General features: G+C 63.0%; 26 protein-coding genes. 15 read left to right on the forward strand and 11 right to left on the reverse strand.

Features of this window, described 5'->3' with window-relative positions:
* Positions 1 to 296: 296 nt before the first annotated feature.
* Positions 297 to 1,241, reverse strand: coding sequence for a nitrogen assimilation transcriptional regulator NAC (gene nac, locus N825_RS34195; protein WP_037461569.1), 945 nt, complete (start codon positions 1,239 to 1,241; stop codon positions 297 to 299).
* Positions 1,242 to 1,397: 156 nt separating this feature from the next.
* On the opposite strand from nac, the gene N825_RS34200 reads away from it, so the two are divergent.
* The 7 genes from N825_RS34200 (at position 1,398) to N825_RS34220 (ending at position 6,414) form a co-directional block, all read left to right on the forward strand.
* A complete protein-coding gene (locus tag N825_RS34200) occupies positions 1,398 to 2,621 on the forward strand; it encodes an aspartate transaminase (protein ID WP_037461571.1) in 1,224 nt (407 codons plus the stop codon).
* Between the two features lie 18 nt (positions 2,622 to 2,639).
* Positions 2,640 to 3,299, forward strand: a complete 660-nt coding sequence (locus N825_RS34205) for an RraA family protein (RefSeq protein ID WP_037461573.1) — start codon at positions 2,640 to 2,642, stop codon at positions 3,297 to 3,299.
* A gap of 769 nt (positions 3,300 to 4,068) precedes the next feature.
* On the forward strand, positions 4,069 to 4,239 hold the full coding sequence (locus N825_RS40650; protein WP_245613321.1) for a hypothetical protein: 171 nt from the start codon (positions 4,069 to 4,071) through the stop codon (positions 4,237 to 4,239).
* The gene (locus N825_RS34210; RefSeq protein ID WP_245613322.1) at positions 4,230 to 4,694 is read left to right on the forward strand and encodes a DDE-type integrase/transposase/recombinase; all 465 of its coding nucleotides are present in this window, start codon (positions 4,230 to 4,232) and stop codon (positions 4,692 to 4,694) included. The genes N825_RS40650 and N825_RS34210 overlap by 10 nt, the downstream gene beginning before the upstream one ends.
* Positions 4,695 to 4,699: 5 nt before the next feature.
* A complete protein-coding gene (locus N825_RS38395) occupies positions 4,700 to 5,182 on the forward strand; it encodes an IS5 family transposase (protein ID WP_245613323.1) in 483 nt (160 codons plus the stop codon).
* Positions 5,183 to 5,446: 264 nt separating this feature from the next.
* The gene (locus N825_RS39475; protein WP_157619743.1) at positions 5,447 to 5,587 is read left to right on the forward strand and encodes a hypothetical protein; all 141 of its coding nucleotides are present in this window, start codon (positions 5,447 to 5,449) and stop codon (positions 5,585 to 5,587) included.
* 35 nt (positions 5,588 to 5,622) lie between these two features.
* Entirely contained in the window at positions 5,623 to 6,414 is a 792-nt protein-coding gene (locus N825_RS34220) for an IS5 family transposase (protein ID WP_084165348.1), read from the forward strand.
* An 89-nt stretch (positions 6,415 to 6,503) separates the two neighbouring features.
* Here the strand turns inward: N825_RS34220 and N825_RS34225 are convergent, their stop codons facing one another.
* Positions 6,504 to 6,740, reverse strand: a complete 237-nt coding sequence (locus N825_RS34225) for an alpha/beta fold hydrolase family protein (RefSeq protein ID WP_084165354.1) — start codon at positions 6,738 to 6,740, stop codon at positions 6,504 to 6,506.
* Between the two features lie 487 nt (positions 6,741 to 7,227).
* On the opposite strand from N825_RS34225, the gene N825_RS34230 reads away from it, so the two are divergent.
* Positions 7,228 to 8,055: an alpha/beta fold hydrolase gene (locus tag N825_RS34230; RefSeq protein WP_037461601.1), complete on the forward strand. Its 828-nt coding sequence runs from the start codon at positions 7,228 to 7,230 to the stop codon at positions 8,053 to 8,055.
* 98 nt (positions 8,056 to 8,153) lie between these two features.
* Complete coding sequence (locus N825_RS34235; RefSeq protein WP_037461574.1) at positions 8,154 to 8,576, forward strand: hypothetical protein; 423 nt, start codon at positions 8,154 to 8,156, stop codon at positions 8,574 to 8,576.
* 182 nt (positions 8,577 to 8,758) lie between these two features.
* Here N825_RS34235 and N825_RS34240 read toward each other — a convergent pair whose 3' ends face one another.
* Positions 8,759 to 9,220 (reverse strand): cupin domain-containing protein, encoded by a 462-nt coding sequence (locus N825_RS34240; RefSeq protein ID WP_051514093.1) that lies wholly within the window; start codon positions 9,218 to 9,220, stop codon positions 8,759 to 8,761.
* 264 nt (positions 9,221 to 9,484) lie between these two features.
* Between N825_RS34240 and N825_RS34245 the strand changes: the two genes are divergently transcribed.
* Positions 9,485 to 9,826, forward strand: coding sequence for a transposase (locus N825_RS34245; RefSeq protein WP_051514095.1), 342 nt, complete (start codon positions 9,485 to 9,487; stop codon positions 9,824 to 9,826).
* A 3-nt stretch (positions 9,827 to 9,829) separates the two neighbouring features.
* On the opposite strand, the gene N825_RS34250 is transcribed toward N825_RS34245, so the two are convergent.
* On the reverse strand, positions 9,830 to 10,573 hold the full coding sequence (locus N825_RS34250) for an IS5 family transposase (RefSeq protein ID WP_342666063.1): 744 nt from the start codon (positions 10,571 to 10,573) through the stop codon (positions 9,830 to 9,832).
* A complete protein-coding gene (locus N825_RS40155; protein WP_157619744.1) occupies positions 10,540 to 10,692 on the reverse strand; it encodes a hypothetical protein in 153 nt (50 codons plus the stop codon). Before N825_RS40155 ends, N825_RS34250 begins: the two co-directional genes overlap by 34 nt.
* 345 nt (positions 10,693 to 11,037) lie before the next feature.
* Between N825_RS40155 and N825_RS34255 the strand changes: the two genes are divergently transcribed.
* Entirely contained in the window at positions 11,038 to 11,241 is a 204-nt protein-coding gene (locus N825_RS34255) for a hypothetical protein (protein ID WP_037461580.1), read from the forward strand.
* Between the two features lie 1,041 nt (positions 11,242 to 12,282).
* Here N825_RS34255 and N825_RS34260 read toward each other — a convergent pair.
* Together N825_RS34260 and N825_RS39485 are read right to left on the reverse strand one after the other, a co-directional pair.
* Positions 12,283 to 12,948: a LuxR C-terminal-related transcriptional regulator gene (locus N825_RS34260; RefSeq protein ID WP_037461582.1), complete on the reverse strand. Its 666-nt coding sequence runs from the start codon at positions 12,946 to 12,948 to the stop codon at positions 12,283 to 12,285.
* 221 nt (positions 12,949 to 13,169) lie between these two features.
* A complete protein-coding gene (locus tag N825_RS39485; RefSeq protein WP_157619745.1) occupies positions 13,170 to 13,346 on the reverse strand; it encodes a hypothetical protein in 177 nt (58 codons plus the stop codon).
* 226 nt (positions 13,347 to 13,572) lie between these two features.
* Between N825_RS39485 and N825_RS34265 the strand changes: the two genes are divergently transcribed.
* Both N825_RS34265 and N825_RS34270 read left to right on the forward strand, forming a co-directional pair.
* Entirely contained in the window at positions 13,573 to 13,848 is a 276-nt protein-coding gene (locus tag N825_RS34265) for a hypothetical protein (protein ID WP_037461584.1), read from the forward strand.
* Between the two features lie 147 nt (positions 13,849 to 13,995).
* Positions 13,996 to 14,604 (forward strand): HD-GYP domain-containing protein, encoded by a 609-nt coding sequence (locus N825_RS34270; RefSeq protein ID WP_051514098.1) that lies wholly within the window; start codon positions 13,996 to 13,998, stop codon positions 14,602 to 14,604.
* Positions 14,605 to 14,646: 42 nt separating this feature from the next.
* Here N825_RS34270 and N825_RS34275 read toward each other — a convergent pair whose 3' ends face one another.
* Complete coding sequence (locus N825_RS34275; RefSeq protein WP_037461587.1) at positions 14,647 to 14,856, reverse strand: hypothetical protein; 210 nt, start codon at positions 14,854 to 14,856, stop codon at positions 14,647 to 14,649.
* 112 nt (positions 14,857 to 14,968) lie between these two features.
* Between N825_RS34275 and N825_RS40870 the strand changes: the two genes are divergently transcribed.
* On the forward strand, positions 14,969 to 15,091 hold the full coding sequence (locus tag N825_RS40870; RefSeq protein WP_281174401.1) for a hypothetical protein: 123 nt from the start codon (positions 14,969 to 14,971) through the stop codon (positions 15,089 to 15,091).
* A 480-nt stretch (positions 15,092 to 15,571) separates the two neighbouring features.
* Here the strand turns inward: N825_RS40870 and N825_RS34280 are convergent, their stop codons facing one another.
* Positions 15,572 to 16,030 carry a GAF domain-containing protein gene (locus N825_RS34280; protein ID WP_198039054.1) on the reverse strand — a complete coding sequence of 153 codons (459 nt, stop codon included), beginning with the start codon at positions 16,028 to 16,030 and terminating at the stop codon, positions 15,572 to 15,574.
* Between the two features lie 401 nt (positions 16,031 to 16,431).
* Positions 16,432 to 17,076: a DDE-type integrase/transposase/recombinase gene (locus N825_RS34285; RefSeq protein WP_037461592.1), complete on the reverse strand. Its 645-nt coding sequence runs from the start codon at positions 17,074 to 17,076 to the stop codon at positions 16,432 to 16,434.
* A 511-nt stretch (positions 17,077 to 17,587) separates the two neighbouring features.
* On the opposite strand from N825_RS34285, the gene N825_RS34290 reads away from it, so the two are divergent.
* A complete protein-coding gene (locus N825_RS34290; RefSeq protein WP_037461594.1) occupies positions 17,588 to 18,076 on the forward strand; it encodes a PAS domain-containing protein in 489 nt (162 codons plus the stop codon).
* A 267-nt stretch (positions 18,077 to 18,343) separates the two neighbouring features.
* On the opposite strand, the gene N825_RS34295 is transcribed toward N825_RS34290, so the two are convergent.
* Positions 18,344 to 19,823: IS1182 family transposase (locus N825_RS34295; protein ID WP_037461609.1), on the reverse strand; the 1,480-nt coding region annotated here is incomplete at its 5' end.

Consider the following 19,823-nt stretch of genomic DNA (forward strand, 5'->3'; position numbering starts at 1 on the left):
GGCCCGTCGGGGCGGCGGTGCGGCCGCGGCGGCGCCAAGGCGCGCCAGACGCAGCGTCCAGCCGTTTTCACCGACCTCCATCTCCCCCAGGCCCGATTGGGCCATCAGGTCGATCAGCGATTTGATATGATTGATGTCCATGTCCCTCACCGGGCCAATCCCCAAGGTCAGCCCCAATATTCACGGTGGGCCGTCGCGGACGAACCACCGGAATTCGAGGACTACCGAGTCATGAAGACTACCGGGCGTGGATCGTAGGCACCAAGACGGTTTGTCTCTATGCCGATAAGGCTCCCTTATGACGGGCGCTTGGGCGTCGGCTTCCCAAGGCTGGCCAGCAGGTTTTCCGGCAGTTCGGCGACCAGTTCGAGCAGGATGTCCTTGATCGCCCGGGCAGGTTCCGACAGCGGCAGGTGATCCGACTGGCAGAGCGCCAGCGGTGCCTCGACCGCCGGCTCCACGATCCGGGACAACCAGGACGACGACGAGGCCAGGACCTCGCGGGCCATGGATTCCGGCAGGATCGTGGCGCCCAGCCCTTCCGCGATCACGGAGGTCAGCGTGCTGGCGGACTCGATCTCCGCCACCACGCGGGGCTTGATGCCGATGCCGGCGCAGGCGTCGTCCACCATCTTGCGGACGACGTTGTAGGGGCGCGGGAGATAGAGGTCCATTTCCTCGACCAGCCGCAACGGCACCGTCTCCGGGGGCGGCATCATGGTATCGGGGCCGACCAGATAGAGACGCTCCCGCAACAGGGGCTGGAAAGCCAGCCCATGCACGGCGGTCCCTCCGCCGTAGAGCACGGCCAAGTCCATGCGTCCGTTCATGACCAATTCCGACAGCGCCGAACCGTAGGTCTCGTTCAGATAGAGCACCACGCCGGGATGCCGCGTCCGCGCGGCGCGCAGCAGGGGCAACGCGAGCCCGGCGGCGGCGGTGCCGGGCGCCAGTCCGACGGAAACCGCCCCGGACAGGCCTTGTCCCGCCGCGTCCATGTCGGCCTGCGCCTGCGCGATCTGGCGGAGGATCAGCTGAGCGTGCCGGTAGAGCACCTTGCCGGCTTCGGTCGGGGTCACGCCGCGCTTGGTCCGCAGCAGCAATTGCTGGCGAACCTCGCCCTCCAGGGTGGCGAGTTGCTGGCTCAGCGCCGGCTGGGCGACGTGGAGGACATCGGCGGCCTGTGTCAGGCTGCCGATGTCGACGATCTTCACGAAATACTGGAGGCGCCTAAGGTTCATGGCGCGTCCCGACGCTCGACATGCCCACGTGGTTTTCCAGCCAGCCGTCCCTCGATCCATAAGAGAACGCTATAAAGGCAGAGCGAACTCGTCTTGGCCACGGTCCAAACGCGGGAATATCGTAAGGCCCGCGTTAATCATTCGATTGGATACACCGTGGATTCCATCCGGGTCGCTGAGCGCGTGAGGCGCATCAAGCCATCTCCCAGCACGTCGGCGGCGGAACGCGCCAACCAGCTGCGCCGCGAGGGGCGGTCGATCGTCAACCTCGTCGTCGGCGAGCCGGATTTCGATACGCCGCTCCACATCAGGCAGGCGGCGGGCCGGGCCATGGAAGCGGGGGCCACGCGCTATACCAGCCTCGCCGGAACGCTCGACCTCCGGCGAGCCATAGCCGCCAAGCTGGCCCGTGAGAATGGCCTCGACCACGGGCCCGACGAGATCATCGCGACGAATGGCGCCAAGAGCGCCATCTACAGCGCCCTCGCGGCCACCCTGGAACCTGGCGACGAGGTCGTGATCCCCGCCCCGTACTGGGTCTCGTATCCCGACATGGTGCTCGCCTGCGACGGCGTTCCGGTTTCCGTTAGCTGCCCGGAGGAGCAGGGCTTCAAGCTGACGCCCGCCGGTCTCGACGCCGCGATCACGGAGCGGACCCGCTGGGTGATCCTCAATTCGCCATCCAACCCCACGGGCGCCACCTACACGAGCGCCGAATATCGTGGGTTGGCCGAGGTGCTGGCGCGTCATCCGTCGGTGCTGGTGATGACCGACGACATCTATGAGCACATCGTCTACGACCATGAGCGGTTCGAGGGCGGCACGGCGCCACATCTGCTCACGGCGGCACCCGAACTGCGCGACCGCACGCTCGCCATCAACGGCGTCTCGAAGACCTACGCGATGACCGGCTGGCGGGTCGGCTGGGCGGCCGGCCCGCGAAGCCTCGTGCGGGCGCTCGACACCTTCCTGTCGCAAGCGGCGGGAAACTGCTGCTCGATCAGCCAAGCGGCCGCCGCCGCGGCCCTGGACGGCGACCAGGGTTTCGTCGCCGAGAGCGTCGCGGTCTATCGCGAGCGGCGCGACGCCACCGCAGCCGGCATCAACGCCATCCCCGGCCTGTCTTGCGGCCTTCCGGAGGGCGCCTTCTACCTGTTCGTCAATTGCGGTGCCTTGATCGGGCGCATGACGCCGACCGGCCGAAGGCTCGACACCGACGGCGACGTCGTCATGTGGCTGCTGGAAACCGCTGGCGTCGCCGTCGTGGCCGGCGCCGCGTACGGCCTGTCTCCCTATTTTCGGCTGTCGATCGCGACCTCGCTGGAAACCCTGGACGACGGGGTCGCCCGCATCGCCCGCGCCGTCGCGGATCTCACCTAGGAACGAAGAGAGTCTTTCATGACCGGCATCGAGAAGAACCCATCCGCTCCGCAGGCCGATCCCAAGCTGATCACGGCGGTCAACGATATCGCGGTGGCCCTGCTGAGCGACCAGCTTCATCGCAACCGGGGCGGCAAGGGCCTGCTGCCCTATCATCGTCCAGCACCCATGGCCGGGACCGCCGTGACGGTGAGGACGCGCGGCGGCGACAACCTGGCGATCCTACGCGCCTACGATTATTGCAGGCCCGGCGACGTGATGGTCGTGGACGCAGATGGCGATGTCGACAACGCGCTCGTCGGCGGGATCATGACCTTCTTCGCGGCCTCGATCGGCTTGGCGGGCATGGTCATCGATGGTGCGATCCGCGACGTCAGCGAAATTCGCGAACGGCCATTCCCGGTCTATGCCAGGGGTGTGACCCATCGCGGCCCCTACAAGGACGGTCCCGGCGCCATCAACGTCCCGGTCTCGGTCGGCGGCATGACGGTCAAGCCCGGCGATATCGTGGTTGGCGACCAGGATGGTCTCGTGACCTTCTCGCCCGCCGAGGCGCCAGCGATTATCGAAAAGGCGCTCCGGCAGCGCGACGCCGAGGACGCCACCATGCGGGCAATCCAAGCGGGCCATTGGGACCGTTCGTTCGTCGATGCGCTTGAAGCCCGCATTGTCAATTGACGCGATGAACTTCTTCGGTGATCACAAGTCTTGATGGCTTCGAAGTAGCTGAATCCTTGAGCAAACGCACACGCATCCAACCTATTGGCACAGGGCTTGGCTTAAGCACGCGTTGATGCGGTCTGTGACTAGTGGCTCTGCACCGTGATTATGATGAGTTGGCCTCTGGCCTTTGAAGGACTGGCAGGCTCTCGGGCGGGACGATCAATTTGATGCTTCGGGCTGCGCCGGGAGTTCGCTGGATGAAGCCGGCGCGTTCAAGGGTGAGGAGGGAGCGTCGAGCGATTGGGGGTCAGGCAGCCATGGTCAGCTCTGAGGCGGTATCGACGGCCTGGAACAGCTGGTCCTAACTGGACCCAAGCTTGCCGTTGAAGCCGGTACAGCGGACCTGGAGCAGGAGATCAGCGCCGCAGCGGGACCATCGCATCTGCTGGGATTTTTTCATGCGGCGGTTGACCAGGAAGTTGGCGGTGACTTCGGTAATCAACGTGCCAACCCGCAAACCGGTTCCGTAAGGTTTCGCGCCAGCTTGCCGGCGGACGGGGGATTGAGATAGAGCAGCTCTTCTGAGGAAGGAAGATGAAGAATGATGTGCCCGCATTGCTGTTCGGCCAAGACGATGGAGCGCTCGGACCGGACGGCACATGGCTATCGACTTTTCCGGTGCCGGGGCTGTGGGCGGCGCTTCAATGAGCGGACCGGCTCGGTGCTGAACCGGCTTCAACCGCCAACCGACGTGGTTTTTCCGATCGTGCTGTGGCGGTTACGGATGAAACTCAGTCTGCGGGACTTGGCGGAGATCCTGCTGCTGTGCGGCTTGGTGTTCAGCCATGAAGCGATCCGCGACTGGGAAGCCAGGCTGGCGCCGCTGCTCTGCGCCAGCGCCGCCGGGGCAAGGCCGGCCGCAGCTGGTATACTGACGAGATATACATCAAAGTAGGTGGCTGGTGGCAGTACCTGTATCGGGCGATCGACCGCGACGGCAACTTGGTCGACGTCCACCTGAGCGCAACCCGCGATCAGGAAGCCGCCGAGGCGTTCTTCCACTCCGCCGTGGCGGTGGCCGGAACCACGCCGGACAAGGTCACCACTGACAAGCACGCCAGCTACATGCCGGCCCTCGATGAGGTCTTCCACGATGACCTCGAACATCGTACTTCAAAGTACTTAAACAACCATTTGGAGCAAGATCACCGAGCGGTAAAAGGGCGCTATCAGCCGATGCGAGGCTTCCAGACCCACACCAGTGCCTTCCGCTTCTGCCTGGCCCACGACGAGGTGCGCGACTTCCTCCGACCAGGCACACGGCGTAAGGAGCACGTGCCTGCGGCCCGGCGACGGGCGATCCATGTCCAGAGAGTCGCCGCCCTTCGCGATATGCTTGCCGTCGTCTGACGACGATACCGCTCGCCAGCGCTGATCTATGCCTTCGCTCAGAATTTGGCGCGAGACCTGACGGAACCGTCTGGAGGGCGGCGCCACGAACGACGCCGGGCGGTCAGGCCCGCCACTCGGAGACAGCGATCGAAACAGCCCTGATGGTCAGGTTGGTTTTCCATCAGCCGCTGCGCCAGACTGAAGGATTGCTCGGATCGCTGCTGGACCTGATGGGCGTTGACCTGCCGGTTCCCAACCATGCCACGATCAGCCGGCGGGCGGCGCGCCTGACGCCGGTGCTGCGCACCGCCCCGCCGGATGGCCCGGTCACCCTGGTGATCGACAGAACCGGCCTGAAGGTTTATGGGGCGGGCGAGTGGCATCGCGACAAGCACGGCGTGCGCGGGCGGCGGACCTGGAGAAAGCTCCACCTGGCGGTCGACGCGACGACCAACATCATCGTCGCCGCCACCGTGACGACCAGCGGCGAGGGAGATGCCGGCTAGGTCGGCCCATTGCTGGACCAGACCGAGGGACCCATCGACACCGTCATGGCGGACGGCGCCCATGACGGCGAACCGACCTAGCGGACCGTGGCCGAGCGCGACCCCACCGCTACTGTCATCATCCCGCCGCGATGCACGGCGGTGCCGGGATCAGGCACCGACCCGACGCAGCGTGACGGCCACATCCAGTCCCTTGCAGACAGGGGCCGACTGGGCTGGCAGCGGGACACCGACTACGGCAGGCGGTCCATGGCGGAAACCGCGATGTCAAGATACAAGCGCATCCTCGGTGACCATCCGCATGCCCGAAAGCCACCTGGCCAGCAGGCCGAGGCTGCCATCGGCGTCGCCGTCCTCAACCGCATGATCGATGCAGGACGCCCGAACTCTGTCCGCGTCGCCTAATTGACCAAGACAGATAGGCCCACTGCGCCTACGCTGTGCTCGCTGCACCAACGCCGATCACCGCGGCATTGACCCTGCGCGCCGTGTTCCGGCTGCCGCTGCGCCAGACCGAAGGCTTGGTCGGCTCCATCATCCACCTACTCGGCGTGGAACTGGCCGTTCCCGACCATTCCACCCTCAGCAGGCGTGCCGAGGTTGTGGTATTGCCGATCATGCCGGCCTCCTCGGGCGGTGCCGTCGACCTGTTGGTCGACAGCACCGGCGTGAAGTTGTGCGGGCCGGGCGAGTGGCTGGCCGAAAAGCATGGCACCCAGCGCCGACGCGCCTGGAAGAAGCTGCACGTGGGGCTCGACGCCGCCACCGGGCGGATCCTGGCGGCGTCTCTGACCGATCACGACGTGGACGACGGCTCGCGGGTCGGCGCCCTGCTGGACCAGATTGAGGAGCCCCTTGCCTGTTTCGTGGCCGACGGGACCTACGACCAGACCGGCGTGACCGAAGCCGTCGCCGCGCATACCCCGGATGCCGCCGTGGTCGTGCCACCCCGCTCCACGGCGGTGTCGAGCGCCACGGCGGACACCAACCCGACGCGGCGCGACCAGCACCCGCGGCACATCGCCGAGCACGGACGCCTGGCTTGGCAAAAATCCTCCGGGTACAACGTACGCGCCTTGGTCGAGGCGTTCTTCAGCCGCGGGGAGCGCGTCATCGGCGACGGCCTACAATTCCGCACCGAGGACCGGCGGAACACCGAGATCGCCATCGCGGTCCGGATCCTGAACTATATGCTCGCCCTCGGACGCCCGGACTCCGTCCGCGTCGCGTAACCAGGACCCCGGGAAAGGGTTTCTGCGACCGAGATCACCTCGCTGCAATAAAGTCGCGTGAGGCTGTTAGGGAAGAGGCTTCCGGCGCCTCAACGTGGCGCGTGCGCCTCGTGCTTGGCGGCACGGTTGATCACGCCGGCGACGGCTTTGGGCTGCGTTAAGAAGACGACATGGCTGCCCTTCTCCTCCTCGGTGTCCGCTCCCATGCGCTGCGCCGTTTTGCGCAGGAGCTTCGGATCGATCGCGCCATCTTTCGTCGCCACGACGAACCAGCTCGGTTTGACCCGCCACGCCGCCTGCGTGACCTTGGCCTTGAAGGCGGACATGGCGATCCGGACCTGGGAGTCGCGCATGAATCCTGCCGATCGAGCACGCCGCAGGTCGCCGCGACATCGTCGGCGAGCTACGTCAGCGGATTCTGGGCGATGTTGAACAGGAGGAAATGGCGGCGGTGAGCGCGTCGACGCGACGATGCACGGTGCCGATCGGGGCACTCGCGACCTCCCCTCATACCAACGGCCTTCAACATTGACCTATTGCGACTCTGACGTATACGCAGCCTCTGGCCGCGCTCACTGCACGACCCATCGGCCTTGGCCAGTGGAACGCGGCCGGAGGCCGCGTCTACGCCAAACTGGATCATCGGTCACAATCAGGTGCCGTTGGTATTGTTTCATCTGAAACTCGATTGTCCCAGGTCTGAAGCGTCCTCGAAACTTGGCTCCGCCAAGGTCCACTCCCGGCTTTATAGCGGACCGGAGATGCCGTGGAAGCTGGGCACCTTGTTAACAAATCAAAACCTGGATGATCCAAATGAAAAGAAAGCATCGTATCCATGAAATAACAACATCACATGGAAATATTGTCGTTGAGGACAATGAACGGGATGCTCCCATTCTGGTTCTGATTCACGGAAACTCGTCATGCCGACAAGTCTTCGCCCGTCAAACCGGAAGCGATTTGAGCGGAAATTATCGGCTGATCACCTTCGATCTGCCGGGTCATGGCGAATCTTCCGATGCCGCTCAACCTGAACGTACCTACACGAGACCGGGACTCGCTGACGCGGCTATCGAGATGCTGGCAAAACTCGAGATCTCCGAGGCCGCGTTGCTCGGATGGTCGCTTGGTGGACATATAGCGATCGAGATGCTTGGACAATTCGACGGAGTAACAGGACTCATCCTCACAGGCACACCCCCTGTCAGGCACGGAGGCATGGCCGACGGGTTTGTGCGTCCTCCCCATGCGGGCTTGGCCGCCCGTCAGGATCTGTCCGCCGCCGACGTCGACCTGTTCGCGCGCACGATGTTCGGCAAACCGGTCGAGCCGTTCCTTCGAGAGGCGATAAGACGATCCGACGGGCGATGCCGCGTACGGTTATTCGAGGCGGCGCTCGCGGGCGTGGGGGTCGATCAGCGCGGGGCTGTCGAGGGAAGCCCGGTTCCGATCGCGGTCATCAACGGTGGCGCCGATCCATTGATCAAACTCGACTACATCAGCAGTGTCGAATATGCCAATCTCTGGGAAGGGAGATGTCATGTCCTCGAAGGCGTCGGCCATGCGCCGTTCTGGCACGCGGCGGGCGAATTCAATGCCATGGTCGATCGATTTCTCAGGACCTGTTCGCGGCCGGGCTGACGGCGCTACGGCTGTAACGACATCGCGTGGGGTTGTGATCACCTCGTAACGGGAGGTCAGCATGATGTCCCTTCCCGTAGCGAAGAGGATCATGACCAATGCCGAACACCCGGTTCCAAGACATCATCGATGATGGTGTCCCCAAACGACGCGGTAAACCCGCCGACAGAGACGATCAAACCGGGATGGGCTCGACACATCGTGGCAACGCCGACCCCAAGCCGTCACCCCTGGCCTTCATCGTCGAAGGTTTCGCCTTATACGGCGCGTCCTTCCATACCACCAATCCTCACCAAATCGAGTACTGGGGATCCCGCCGTACCGTCGATTTACCCGGCTCCGAGAGTTGGAGCGCCAAGGCGGGGATGTTTATCACGAAGCTGTGGTCCGACTGGCGTCGCGAGCGCCAGATCGGTCGGCTGACATCATCCCTTGAGGAGCTCGATGACGCCTTACTGCGCGATGTCGGCATCGAACATAAGAGCCAGATCGAATGGCTGATCAGGCATGGCCGCGACTGACGTCGACCGATCGGCCCGTAGCCCCCGTGGGTTCACGAAGCTGATCCCTTTCGGTGGCGATCCTGAGTGAGAGGTCTCGACGGCGATCAGGTATGGACATGAAAGCTTGAGGCCCCGCGGGGCCTCAATAACTCGATCACCATCTCGAGACACTGAGCGGAAGCGACCTTCCCTGGGTGGCGTCAGCCCAGGATCGGCGGGCCGACGATGCGCGTCCCATAGCTTTCCACCAGTTCAACCAGCTCGAGGGGCGACAGGCCGTTGGCTCGGGGGAAAAGGCTTTCGATCCCGCCCGGAGTGACCATGACCAGCATCCGAACCGGAGCCTGGGATAGGTTGGCCCAGGCGTGATGGACGCCGGGCGGAACCACGATCGTCGAGCCCAAGCCCGCCTCGCGCCTCTCACCACCGCACACGAAGGTCATCGTGCCCTCGAGGATGTGAAAGATCTCACTTTCCCGATGGAAGTGGAGGGGGGAGCCACAACCCGGCACGGCGACCGTTTCCATGATGGTCAAGTTTCCGCCAACGGCGGAGCTTTGGACATGGATCGCCATGCGCTCACCGGGAATGGTATCGAACCATTCCCGCTTCTCGGGTGAGTTGACGATCGTTTTCGGTGCGTCGATGACTTGGTCAAGCATGCGAGTTCTCCTTTGACTGAAAAATGAATGCCGGATGGCTTCCGTTTTCGGCAGATCACTTTCGCAGGTGCTGGTTGCGCGATGATTTCAAGCAGGAGCACTTGGATTACAGCCGTAGTGGGCGTTGGTGCAGCGAGGCAGGATGGACGACTTGGCAGGCAGGAGTTGACCCTGTAAGACCGCGTTCTCTTCCTTTTCGCGGACTGGTCAGCGCTCGACAAGCCGAACAAACACAATGACGCCCGGCGTCATAATGTTTCGAAGATGAAGTTCAAGATGACGAAATGGTCGGAGGATGAGACCGGATTGCGGCGTGGCAACCTGACGCTGTGGGTCGGCAACGAGGCGATCGTGGCCTGGAGGCCGGCGCCGCGAACGACGCCGGGCGGTCAGGCGCGCCACTCGGAGACAGCGATCGAAACGGCGCTCATGGTCCGGCTTGTCTTCCATCAGCCACTGCGCCAGACCGAAGGATTGCTCGGATCGCCGCTGGACCTGATGGATGTCGACCTGTCGGTTCCGGATCACACGACGATCAGCCGGCGGGCGGCACGCCTGACGCCGGCGCTGCGGACTGCTCTGCGCTTGTTCAGAGTCTGTTTGTAGACGTCAGGCGCTGATTTGCTGGGTGGCAAGGCGCACCAGACAGCGGGACAGGATGGAGATGAAGGCGATCTCGATGAAAGCGACGAGGTGCCCTTCGGTCCGCTCAAAGATGGTGTTCAACCGACGATAGCGGCTAATCCAGCCCAGCGAGCGTTCAACCACCCAACGAATCCCCTCCGGAATGAAGGTTCCGCCGTGGCCGCCGCCGCTGGGTTGGATGGTGATGCGCAGCGCCTCGCCGGCCTTGGACAGCCGCTGACCCCGATAGCTGAGATCACCCAGAGCCGTTCCCTTGAAGCGATGGCCGGCAAGCTGGTGCGGCACCGGGACGATACCCCTGCTGTCATGCCTATTCGCCGGCGAGACGTCGATCGCCAGCGGAAAGCCATATTTATCGACCGCAAGATGGATTTTGATGCCCTTGATCTTTTTGCCGCCATCGAAACTGCGGGTGAAGCAAGTCGGCGCTGACTGACATGACCGGCTGTCGATGATGACGGCTGTGGGTACGGGTTTGTCGCCGCAAGCCTGCCGCCAAGCCAGGATCAGGCGGTTGAGCAGGCGGCGCCACAAGCCGAGCCGGGTCCAGCGGGCGAACAGCGTGTACAGCGTGCCGAACGGGATGTCGCACAACCGACCGATGGCCCGCCACCGCATGCCGCAAAAGCACACGCACCAGATTGCCATGATGGTCTTGCGCAGCGCCGCTCTGATTACGGCGACTTGGGCCCGGAGCGGGTCCGCCAGGTACTATCTGCCGCCATGGCCGCGAGTTCCGCCAGCACCGCATCGATGAAGGCGTCGACATCGGAGAATGCATCCCACGAGGCCGGAGAGGTCTTGGCGGGGTTGAAGGCGGTGCCCATATGCTGCGGACCCGATAACTGTTGGCGATGGGCTCAGACGTAGCCTGTCGTCCTCCCACGCGTCAGCCCTCTTTCACCTCAAAGTAGCATCCCGCTCAGCACTGGCCGGCACGTCCGGTCTGCGAACAGACTCTGAGGTGTCGTGGCACTCGCCATCGGGCGGATACGCCAATGCGGCGCGGGTGTTCTGACTCGTCGGGCGGATGCATGGAGTGGCGGCCGTGGCGCGTCGAGCGGGATACGACGTGGATTTGACGATCATCCACGAGGATCTCCTCGGATAACGCTTTCCAGCATCACCCTCTGGACACCCGGACTTTTGGTCGCCCCGGGTGTTGGATTGGGATGGAACCCGAACTCTTCCTGACCACCTACCTGGATGGGTTGATCATGTTCGCCAAGGTGTCTTGGCTGTACGCCGGGAGAAACTACGCCCAGGCGGCGCGGACGTTGCGACGCGTCGCGAGGATCCAGCGGATCGCCATCCGGGAAGGTCGGGCGGGTCTGCCCATGCGGCTGCGCATAACGGATGAGGACATCTTGGGGTAGGATGGTTCATGCTCAGCCACCAGGGTAAGTCACCGTCGATATCACGCATGGCGACGTAGTACTGTAACACTGCCCTTTTTCACTTTGTTGAAGCAAAATGAATAAGGATTTTCAAGGCTTTATCCGCAACATCCTAACGGGCGTGGCCGTGATATGGGTCCTCACCGCCCTGATCGTCGTGCTCCACAGGATATTGTCTTGAGGCCAAAGATGGGAGCATGAGCGAAAGGGCCCACCCCCTGCCAGAGGTGGACTTTTCCCTTGAGGTCTTGCTTGAGGTGGCGACCAAAATCCCCGGATGTTCGCCAAGAAAACGATCAACATACCGAAAGTTTCTCGTGAGAACTGAAATTATCCTATTGCAGGATATGACGGTCCCATGAGCGGGTTCCGGCAATGAAAAGTGCCCGCTCCCCGAAATGGGGGCGGGCAGTTGCCTCATGTGCGTCGTTCAAAGTTGACTCAGTGGCTGAACCTCATGCTCCAGCACGCAAACTTCAATAGTCTCCACGATCCAACATCGCACTACTCGATAGGAATACGCCTTCAAGGGTGGTGATGGAAGGCGCCATCGCTGAGGGTCAAGGGTTCCCAATTCGTACGGCTCCGTTTCACCAGAGTTTCCCAAAGTAGCGTGCTGTCACTTGGTTCGTACTGAATTGTTCAGGCGGTATTCCGTTTCAGACCAAGCGATCCCTGACGGGATCGTATCAGGCCGCCTGGAGGCATGACGGTGTGCCATCGCCGGTACTTGGCTCAGCCATGTTCGTCAGCGTTGGGAACCAGTTCGCCCGCGACGATTGTCCCACACGCTCGATCCAGGATCATCGATCGGCATCCTCCGCAGGACACTGTCGCAGATCACATCGGCGCCTGCGGCGAAACTGTTCCATTGTTCCCGCGTGAGCCGCTCCCTGAGCATGAGCAAACGGCCGACGAAATACTGGGGGCCGGCCGCATCGTCACCGGCACGCTCCTTCGGACCGACTCCTCGTCCATGACACTCCAGCCCTTCCAAGCCTTGGCAACCAGTCACGGCGATCAGGCGGAAACCGCCTGGAGATGGCGCGTCGGCGTGGCTGCGGTCTCGGCGCCGAAGCCGTTGTTCATGGCCCAGATGGCGGCCTGGGTTCGGTTGTTGACGTCGAGCTTGCGCAGCAGGGTCTTCAGGTGGACCTTGATGGTCGCCTCGGTGATGCCGAGCCGGTTGGCGATCAGCTTGTTGCTGGCGCCGCCGACCAGGGACTGCAGGATCTCGCGCTCGCGCGTCGTCAGCCCCCGGACCGAGTTCAGCGGCGACGGCTGGCTGTTCATGTCCATCAGCATCGAGGCGAGGTTGGTCGGGAACACCTTCTCGCCCATCATGATCAGGTGGAGCGACTGGACCAGCGCCTCGGGCGAGATGTCCTTCATGAGGAAGCCGGCGATGCCTGCGCCCATGGCGTCCCGCAGCGCGTCCACCGACAGGTCGCTGGCCAGCACCACGATGTGGGCGTCGGGATAGGCGTCCCGGAGCCGACCCGCGTCACCCGGTTCCTTGTCGGACTGGCCAACGATCACGAGCGCCGACGGGACGGCGCCATCCACCGCCTGATCCATCGTGCCGAACTCGGCCCCGATCGCGAACTCCGTGGAGGCCAGCAGATGCTTGAGGCCATCGCGGAACAGCCGGTTGGCTTCGATCAGGACGGTGCGGGACGAGGTCATGACAGGCTCTCTCCAAAAGCGTTGTTGATGAACGAAGGCGTGTTCCGGGGCGGCGCGCCCTGGCGCGTTCGACATCGCGTTGGAGGGATACTGCACGAGAAATCTTGGGCAATAAAGATAAAATTAATGCTTTATAAAGAGTAAATCGGCTTATGAGTTTCGCTTGACCGGCATACGCCACTTTGCCCCATCGGCGGCATCCCTTGGCTGGCGACGCCCTATCACGCTTCGACGTGTGGGTTTGGTGTGCGGAAGCTGAAAATTTCCGCCAAGCGCACCACCTGATCCGGGATCACCCTCCTGGAAGTCGTGACAGCCACGTCCTCGATCATGCCGTGACAGACGAGGGTTCGCAGGATCTCACCCCATGTGTCCTCGACCCAATCCAACCGTTCCACCGCTCTTCTCCCGCCACTTCGGCGCGGAGTTTAACCACGATGGGTGAACAATCCGTTCATGACCACCCCGATCCCCATTCCCAACGGCGGAGAGGACCGGATCCCGCTTCCCGGGAGGAACGCGTTTCGCGTCAAGTCACGCGAAGCACCAGGTTCGTCGGGCGGGAAGCCGTTCCATCGGCCATCATCAAGCATGATACGGTGGATGGATTGTTGAACGACAGGGATGGGCATCGCCATGGGCATGAGCGCCTTCAAGCTCTTTCTGATCCTCGCCGTCGTCGGTGTCCTGTTCCTGCCGACGCTGATCCGCCGATCACGGGGCCTACCGGCGATCCTAGAACGATTGCGGGCACGCGTCTCGGGAGAGCGGCCCACTGGGACCGGACACGCGACCGCGTCAGCCTCCTTTGGTGGACGGGATGCCAAACCAAGCATGGCGGAACGTCTTGGCGCGGCGCTGGCGCGCCTCGACAGCCGGGTCCGATCGCGGAAGGGATGAGCGCCGGACGTCCACCGTGACCCACCAAAACGTTCGGAAACCGCCGTCGAGGAACATGCGGCGGCAAACAATACGTTAGTTAACTAAATTTTATTCAATGAAGGATACTTGTCCCCATGTGACAGCCATCTCTGGAGCGAACCCATCATGCCAGACACGTCGGTCACCGAGCCAAGTATCTCCTGTCTTGAGGTTCCCCGGGCCGCGGCCCTGTTCGGCGAGGATGTCGACGGTGTGGGGGCCTACAACCTCCGGGTCGGCGATCTGGTGGCCGTCATGTGTGGGTTGCTCGGCTTCGGCGCCCGGGAGACCCGTCACTGGCGGGAGGCGGCGGCCCTCCACGACCTCGGCAAGCTCTGGATCCCCCCGGCGATCCTGCTCAAGCGTGGGCCACTGGACCAGGACGAGGTGGCTGTCATGAGGGACCACGCGGTCCTCGGGCACGCGCGCCTCGGACCCCATGACCACTTGGCCGCGGAGATGGCCCTGTACCATCACGAGAACCACGATGGCTCCGGATACCCCTTCGGTCTGGTCGGCGAATGGATACCCATGAGCGCCCGGGTGGTGCGGCTGTGCGACGTCTACGACGCGCTGCGCGCCGCCAGGCCCTACAAGAGGGCCATGTCCCACGAGGAGGCCACGGGGGTCATCCTGTTCGGCGACGACCGGATCCAACCCCGGATGTTCGATCCCGAGCTGCTCCGCCTGTTCGCGCTCCATCACCAGCGGTTCGCGGCGTGCTTCGACCGTTGATGACCCCGGCGTAGGATTCGGTCGGTGCCAGCCCCCGGCACCTCAGTCACGCGAGCCGATCCGCGTCGCCATGAGATCACCATTGGGATCCCAAAGAGCGATCGAGGTCCCGGCGAGAGGATACAGTGAGTAATAGTAGCGCCATGCCGCGGGGGCGTCGGAGCTCACGAACACCACCATGCCCGCCTCAAGGTCGGGGATACGACCCATCTGGCACGTGACGGCGTATTGGTCCGTCGGCGGATCCTTCATCCAGTCCCACCATTCCAGAGGCGGCCTGGAGAAGGGAACCCGTCACTCCGCGAGAAGGTGCGAGGCATCGGAATTCAGGGAGATCCTTCGCACCCTGGCCTGTTCAGGCTGCATGAGGGACGACACCGACGCCACCCACACCCTGGACGCCCAGTTGACGGAGTCGGCCGAACTGGCTCACGTGATGGGGTCCGATGAGCGGGACTGCGTCGAGCGGCACCGTCCTCCGGTATGAAAAAATTCAACCAGATCAATCCATTGTTATGCTCCCAGCAGGTAGTTATCTTGCATTCCCTTCCTTCCCCAAACCTCCCTGACCGCCTATCCTCTTTGCATATACCTTTAGAAAATTGATATTCTAACCAAAACGTGCAAAAAGAAAGCCGCTTCGTAGGAGGCGGCCTAAGTCTAGGGAGGAAACGCCCATAGAGGCGTCGCGGTATCTCTACCGCACTGCGCAAATAGCCTTGGGGCGAACTTCGTTCCAGGGGAAATGCAGGCATATGCGCCTGCATCCCTTTTTCCCAAAATGCCACCTACTTTCGGATAGTCGCGCCATCGAGCACGATGACCAACTCGTCCCGTTCGAACGTGAAGCTCGGTCGCGGGGAACCGTCCGCAGCACCGCGAGGATGGGCGGACCGGGCTTGATGCCCACATCCGGAAGACAAACTCCGGGGCTCCCGGATCGATCACGTCGATCCGGGCATCACGCCTATGGCAACAGGAAACGCCTCGCCCGGCTCATTTCCAACTCGGCGACCGTCGCCTTGGCGAGAACAACCAGGTCCTTCCGGTCGGTATCTGAAAACGACCGTGGGTCTTTATTGATGATGCAGAAGGAGCCGATCGCCTGTTGTTTGTAGATCAGGGGCGCGCCGGCGTAGAAGCGGATCCTGGGTGGCCCAATGACGAAAGGGTTGTTCATGAACCGGGGATCGACGCGCGCGTCCTCGACCACGAGAACCTGCCGCTGCCGGATGGTATGGTCGCAGAAGGCATGCTCGCGCGACGCTTCCCCAACATCCAAGCCAGCCTTGGCCTTGAACCACTGGCGACTTTCGGCGACCAAGGAAATGAAGGCGGTTGGAACCATGAAGCGCTGACGGGCAAATTCCACAAGTTCGTCAAGAGCGGGCTCCGGCGACGTGTCGAGCACGTTGAGGTCATGCAAGGCGTGGAGACGGTCTTGTTCATTGTGCATGACAGTTTTTTCTCCCAACCAACTTTTGATTTCAGGAGATCCTGACCACCTCACTCTTTAAATCATTAAATATTTAAAATTACGTAACGGATGGTGCCGCCGAAAGGAAAGTGCATGATCTCCATACCTTTAGCCGACTGATCACCCTTTCCTCGCCGCCCTAACCGCAGCCGTGGCCTCATCCATCACCCGCCTCCGCTCCCGCACGGCAGCCTCGTCCTTTACCTAGGCCCGGCGGTCGTGGGTCAACTCCCAAGCCCACGCCACCTACAACAGGCGCGCATCCTCCGTCTCGGCCGGCACCGTCAACTTGATCCGCGTCTGAACGCGGCGGGGCAGTATGCGGGCTTGGGCGCAGCCTTGGTTCGTGATTAGACGGCCAAGCGGGCGCCAGCGATCTCGGCCCAGTTCTCGAAGGTATGGGAACGGGCGGCGCGGTACTGGCTGGTGGTGACGTGGTCTCGGCGGAGGTGGAAGAGGTTGGCGATGGGGTCGTGGATCGAGACGAAACGCTGAACGTCGCGGGCCGACTTGAACCGCTTCATCTGGCGTTCTCGTCGTCGTGTCGGCTGATGTGAGTTCTCGGCCCGGTTGTTGAGCCCCTTGTGCTGGCGATGCTCGACATCGGGCATGATCTCCCTTTTCGCCGCCGCATAAGACTTCAGCTTGTCCGTCACCATCACCCGCGGCGCCCGGCCCTGCTTCTTCAGCAGCTTGCGCGGCAGACGCTTGGCCGCTTTCCTGTCGCGTCGGCTCTGGACCAGGGCATCGAGCACGAAGCCGTCCTGGTCGACCGCGCGCCACAGGTGGTGCTTCTTGCCCGCGATCTCCCGACCAAACCTCAGGCTCCATTTGCGCACCGTTTCATGGCTGACCTCGATCCCGGGCACCGCCAGCATCTCCTCCACCATCCGAAGGCTCAACGGGAAGCGAAAGTAGAGGTGGACCGCGTAGCTGATCACTTCGGCGGGGAACCGATAGCCGGCATGGCTGGGGGCGCGGGGCGTTGTCGTCATGCGCCCTTCATACCCGCCGACCACCAGGCCGCCAAGTTGACGATGCCCTCCCAACCACTGGCAGTCCCGGAACTTGTGTCAAGGGGGCCTGAACTGGCCCTCAACGACCGGAATAAGCTCGCGCGGTACGGGAGATCGTTGGAATCACAGGCAAAACGCACCTGAAACCGATCACTGATCAGTTTTCAATGAAAAGTGGCCGAAGCACTCACTGGCGGCGGTCCGCCTGTTCCTTCTGGCTTAGTCTCTGCCAAAGGCCATGTTCATTCGCGTCAGCGCCAGCGGGCGCAATCAGTGATATATTTTTTTGCTCAAATCTTTGCTCAAAGCATCTGCTTAAAGCATTTGAGCCGGCGGGCGATCAATGAATAATAGCAGGCGTATTCCACCTCCGCAGGATTGCTTCCCCGCAGTTGACATCGCGCCTAGCCGGCGCACCGACCCCCAGGCCACCGTCACCGATGACGCGGTTGGTCCCACGGGACAGCGCTCCAGGGCGCCGCGATCGAGGATGGAGATAAGGCCCCTCCGGGAGATCGCACTGTCAGAGATCATCGCGGACGACGGCCGCGAGTTTCTGGACTACTGGGCGAGCAAGAGAGCCGGGGCCCGACCACCGGCCCGGCGCACCCTCGATCCGCTGATTGAGAAGCCCCACCTCGCGCCCTGCATGTATATCCACGAGGTCATCGATGAGGGGCGCGACTTCCGGCTGCGCCTCGTGGGCACGCAGGTCACGGCGCTGTTCGGCGGTGACCCAACCGGTCGTTGCATGTCGGAGATTTGGGCCCGCAGCGAGGTTGAGGCGAACTTACAGCTCATGCGCAAATGCATGGGAACAGGAGAGCCGGTCGCCGCCGATGGGTCATATCACTGGCGGGGCAGGGCATTCATCGAATGGCAGTGCGTGATAACGCCGCTGCGCCTCGACGGTCCGCAGGTTGAGCAATTCCTATGCTATCTCTCCCGCTTACCCTTCTTCAAGGTTCTATCCTGTTGACCGTGGTAAACTTGGCTCCGTTGACGGGCTTGGTCAGGCGCTGGGGCCCGCCAGTCTACCCTCCGCCCTAACGCCGAGAGCTGGATAAGCGCCAACGCCATGGCCGGCGCTCCCTTGCCAATTCGGTGCGCGCCTGTCCAGTTCCGCCTGAAGCCGCACTTGGTCGGCGTAAGGCATGTTACGGAAATCGGGGCAGGCGACATGACTTTCCCGCCTTAGCCTATATTCCTGCCCGTTCTAAGACACTGTTGGCGAATTCGCCGAGGATCAGGAGACCGCCGGCAGAAGGGCGGCGAAGGTGGAAGTTCTGGTCTTGGCGACCGGCTTGCCGGTAAGCCAAGCGTCGATCCTGGCAAGGTTGAGGGCGACGGCGGTGAAGATGTGCTGGAGCGCGGTCTTGCGCAATCCAATGTAGCGGCAACGCCGAAGCCCGAACCGGCCGACTGCTTGGGACAGGGTCCCCTCGATCCCGGCGCGGCGAGCATATTGCTGTCGCCACTCAACGGTTTCCTGCCGGCGCCGGGCCTCTTGAATGGCCTCGTGTTCGGCTTGCGGGCGGAAGGAAAGCGTGCGGGCATTGCCGTCGCGGGCATGGGTGCATTGCGGGCGTGCGGCGCAGGCCGGCCGGGGAAAGCTGACACGAATGCTTTCGCTGCCCAACTTGTCGAGGGTCAACGTCCAATGCGTGGCGATCCGCCCCTGCGGACAGGTGACCGTGTGCGCGTCCCAATTAATCCGGAATGCCGAGAGGTCATATCCCTCAGCCGCCTGGGCTTGCCAGCTGGTGTCGGGGAGCAGCGGACCGACAAGCTCGATCCCACGGTCGGCCCGGCTCGCCGTCAGCAGGCCCGCATCGACGTAAGCGGCATCCACGAAATGCGTGGTGGGCAGCAGGTTCCGACTGGCCAGAGATTGATGGACGAGGGCTGTCACCTCCATGTCCGTCATTGGCGCCGGCGTCGTCAGGACGTTGACGATGACGTGGGGTTCGCCAGGGTCGCAGGTCTCGGAAAGATGCGTATTATAGCCGATCCAAGTGATGTCGCGCTTCTTGCCAAAGCGCGCGTCGGTGTCGTAGGGCGTGTAGCCGTTCAGGCTGGCGGGTGGCGTATCGGCCGATTGGCGCAGGCGGACCCAGCCCTCCTCAATGAGGAACTGCCTGATCCACGTGAGGCGGAGTGTCCGCACGACTGGCAGGTGGCGCAGTCCAATCGGTGCGGCCGGATCGTAGATGGCCGCGAGAAGGGCATGGCCGTCGGTCCCCATGGTTTCCGCCAGGGCTTGCCGCTCCGTCTCGCCCTTGGGCAGGCGCGACATTTCCACCCGCACGGCATACCGCTCGAACCACTCCGGAGAAACCTGTCGCGCCAGCCAGTCGGGAGCCACCGCCGCCACGGCGTTGAGGGCGGCACGCAGGGTCTCTCCGATGTTCTCCAGGCGGTTGATCTGGAGGATCGCCGCAAGGACGTGGGTGGCGTCGGTCCGTTGCTGGCCGCGCGCTTTGAGCAGTCCCTGGTCACGAGGGCGCGCCAGCAGCGCATCGAGCAGGACCAGGCCGAGGTCCCCGTCGACCAGCCGCCTCCGGAACTCGCACAGCACCGAGAAGTCGAAGCCTGAGTCGGACAGCTCCAAGCCGAGGCTGTATTTCCAATCGATCCGGCTGCGCACCGCCTTGGCCGCCTGTCGGTCGGACAAGCCTTCGACGTACTGGAAAACGCTGATAAGGGCTAACCGCCAGGGCGCTGTT

It is taken from the genome of Skermanella stibiiresistens SB22, assembly GCF_000576635.1.
In the GTDB taxonomy this organism is placed as follows: Bacteria; Pseudomonadota; Alphaproteobacteria; order Azospirillales; family Azospirillaceae; genus Skermanella; species Skermanella stibiiresistens.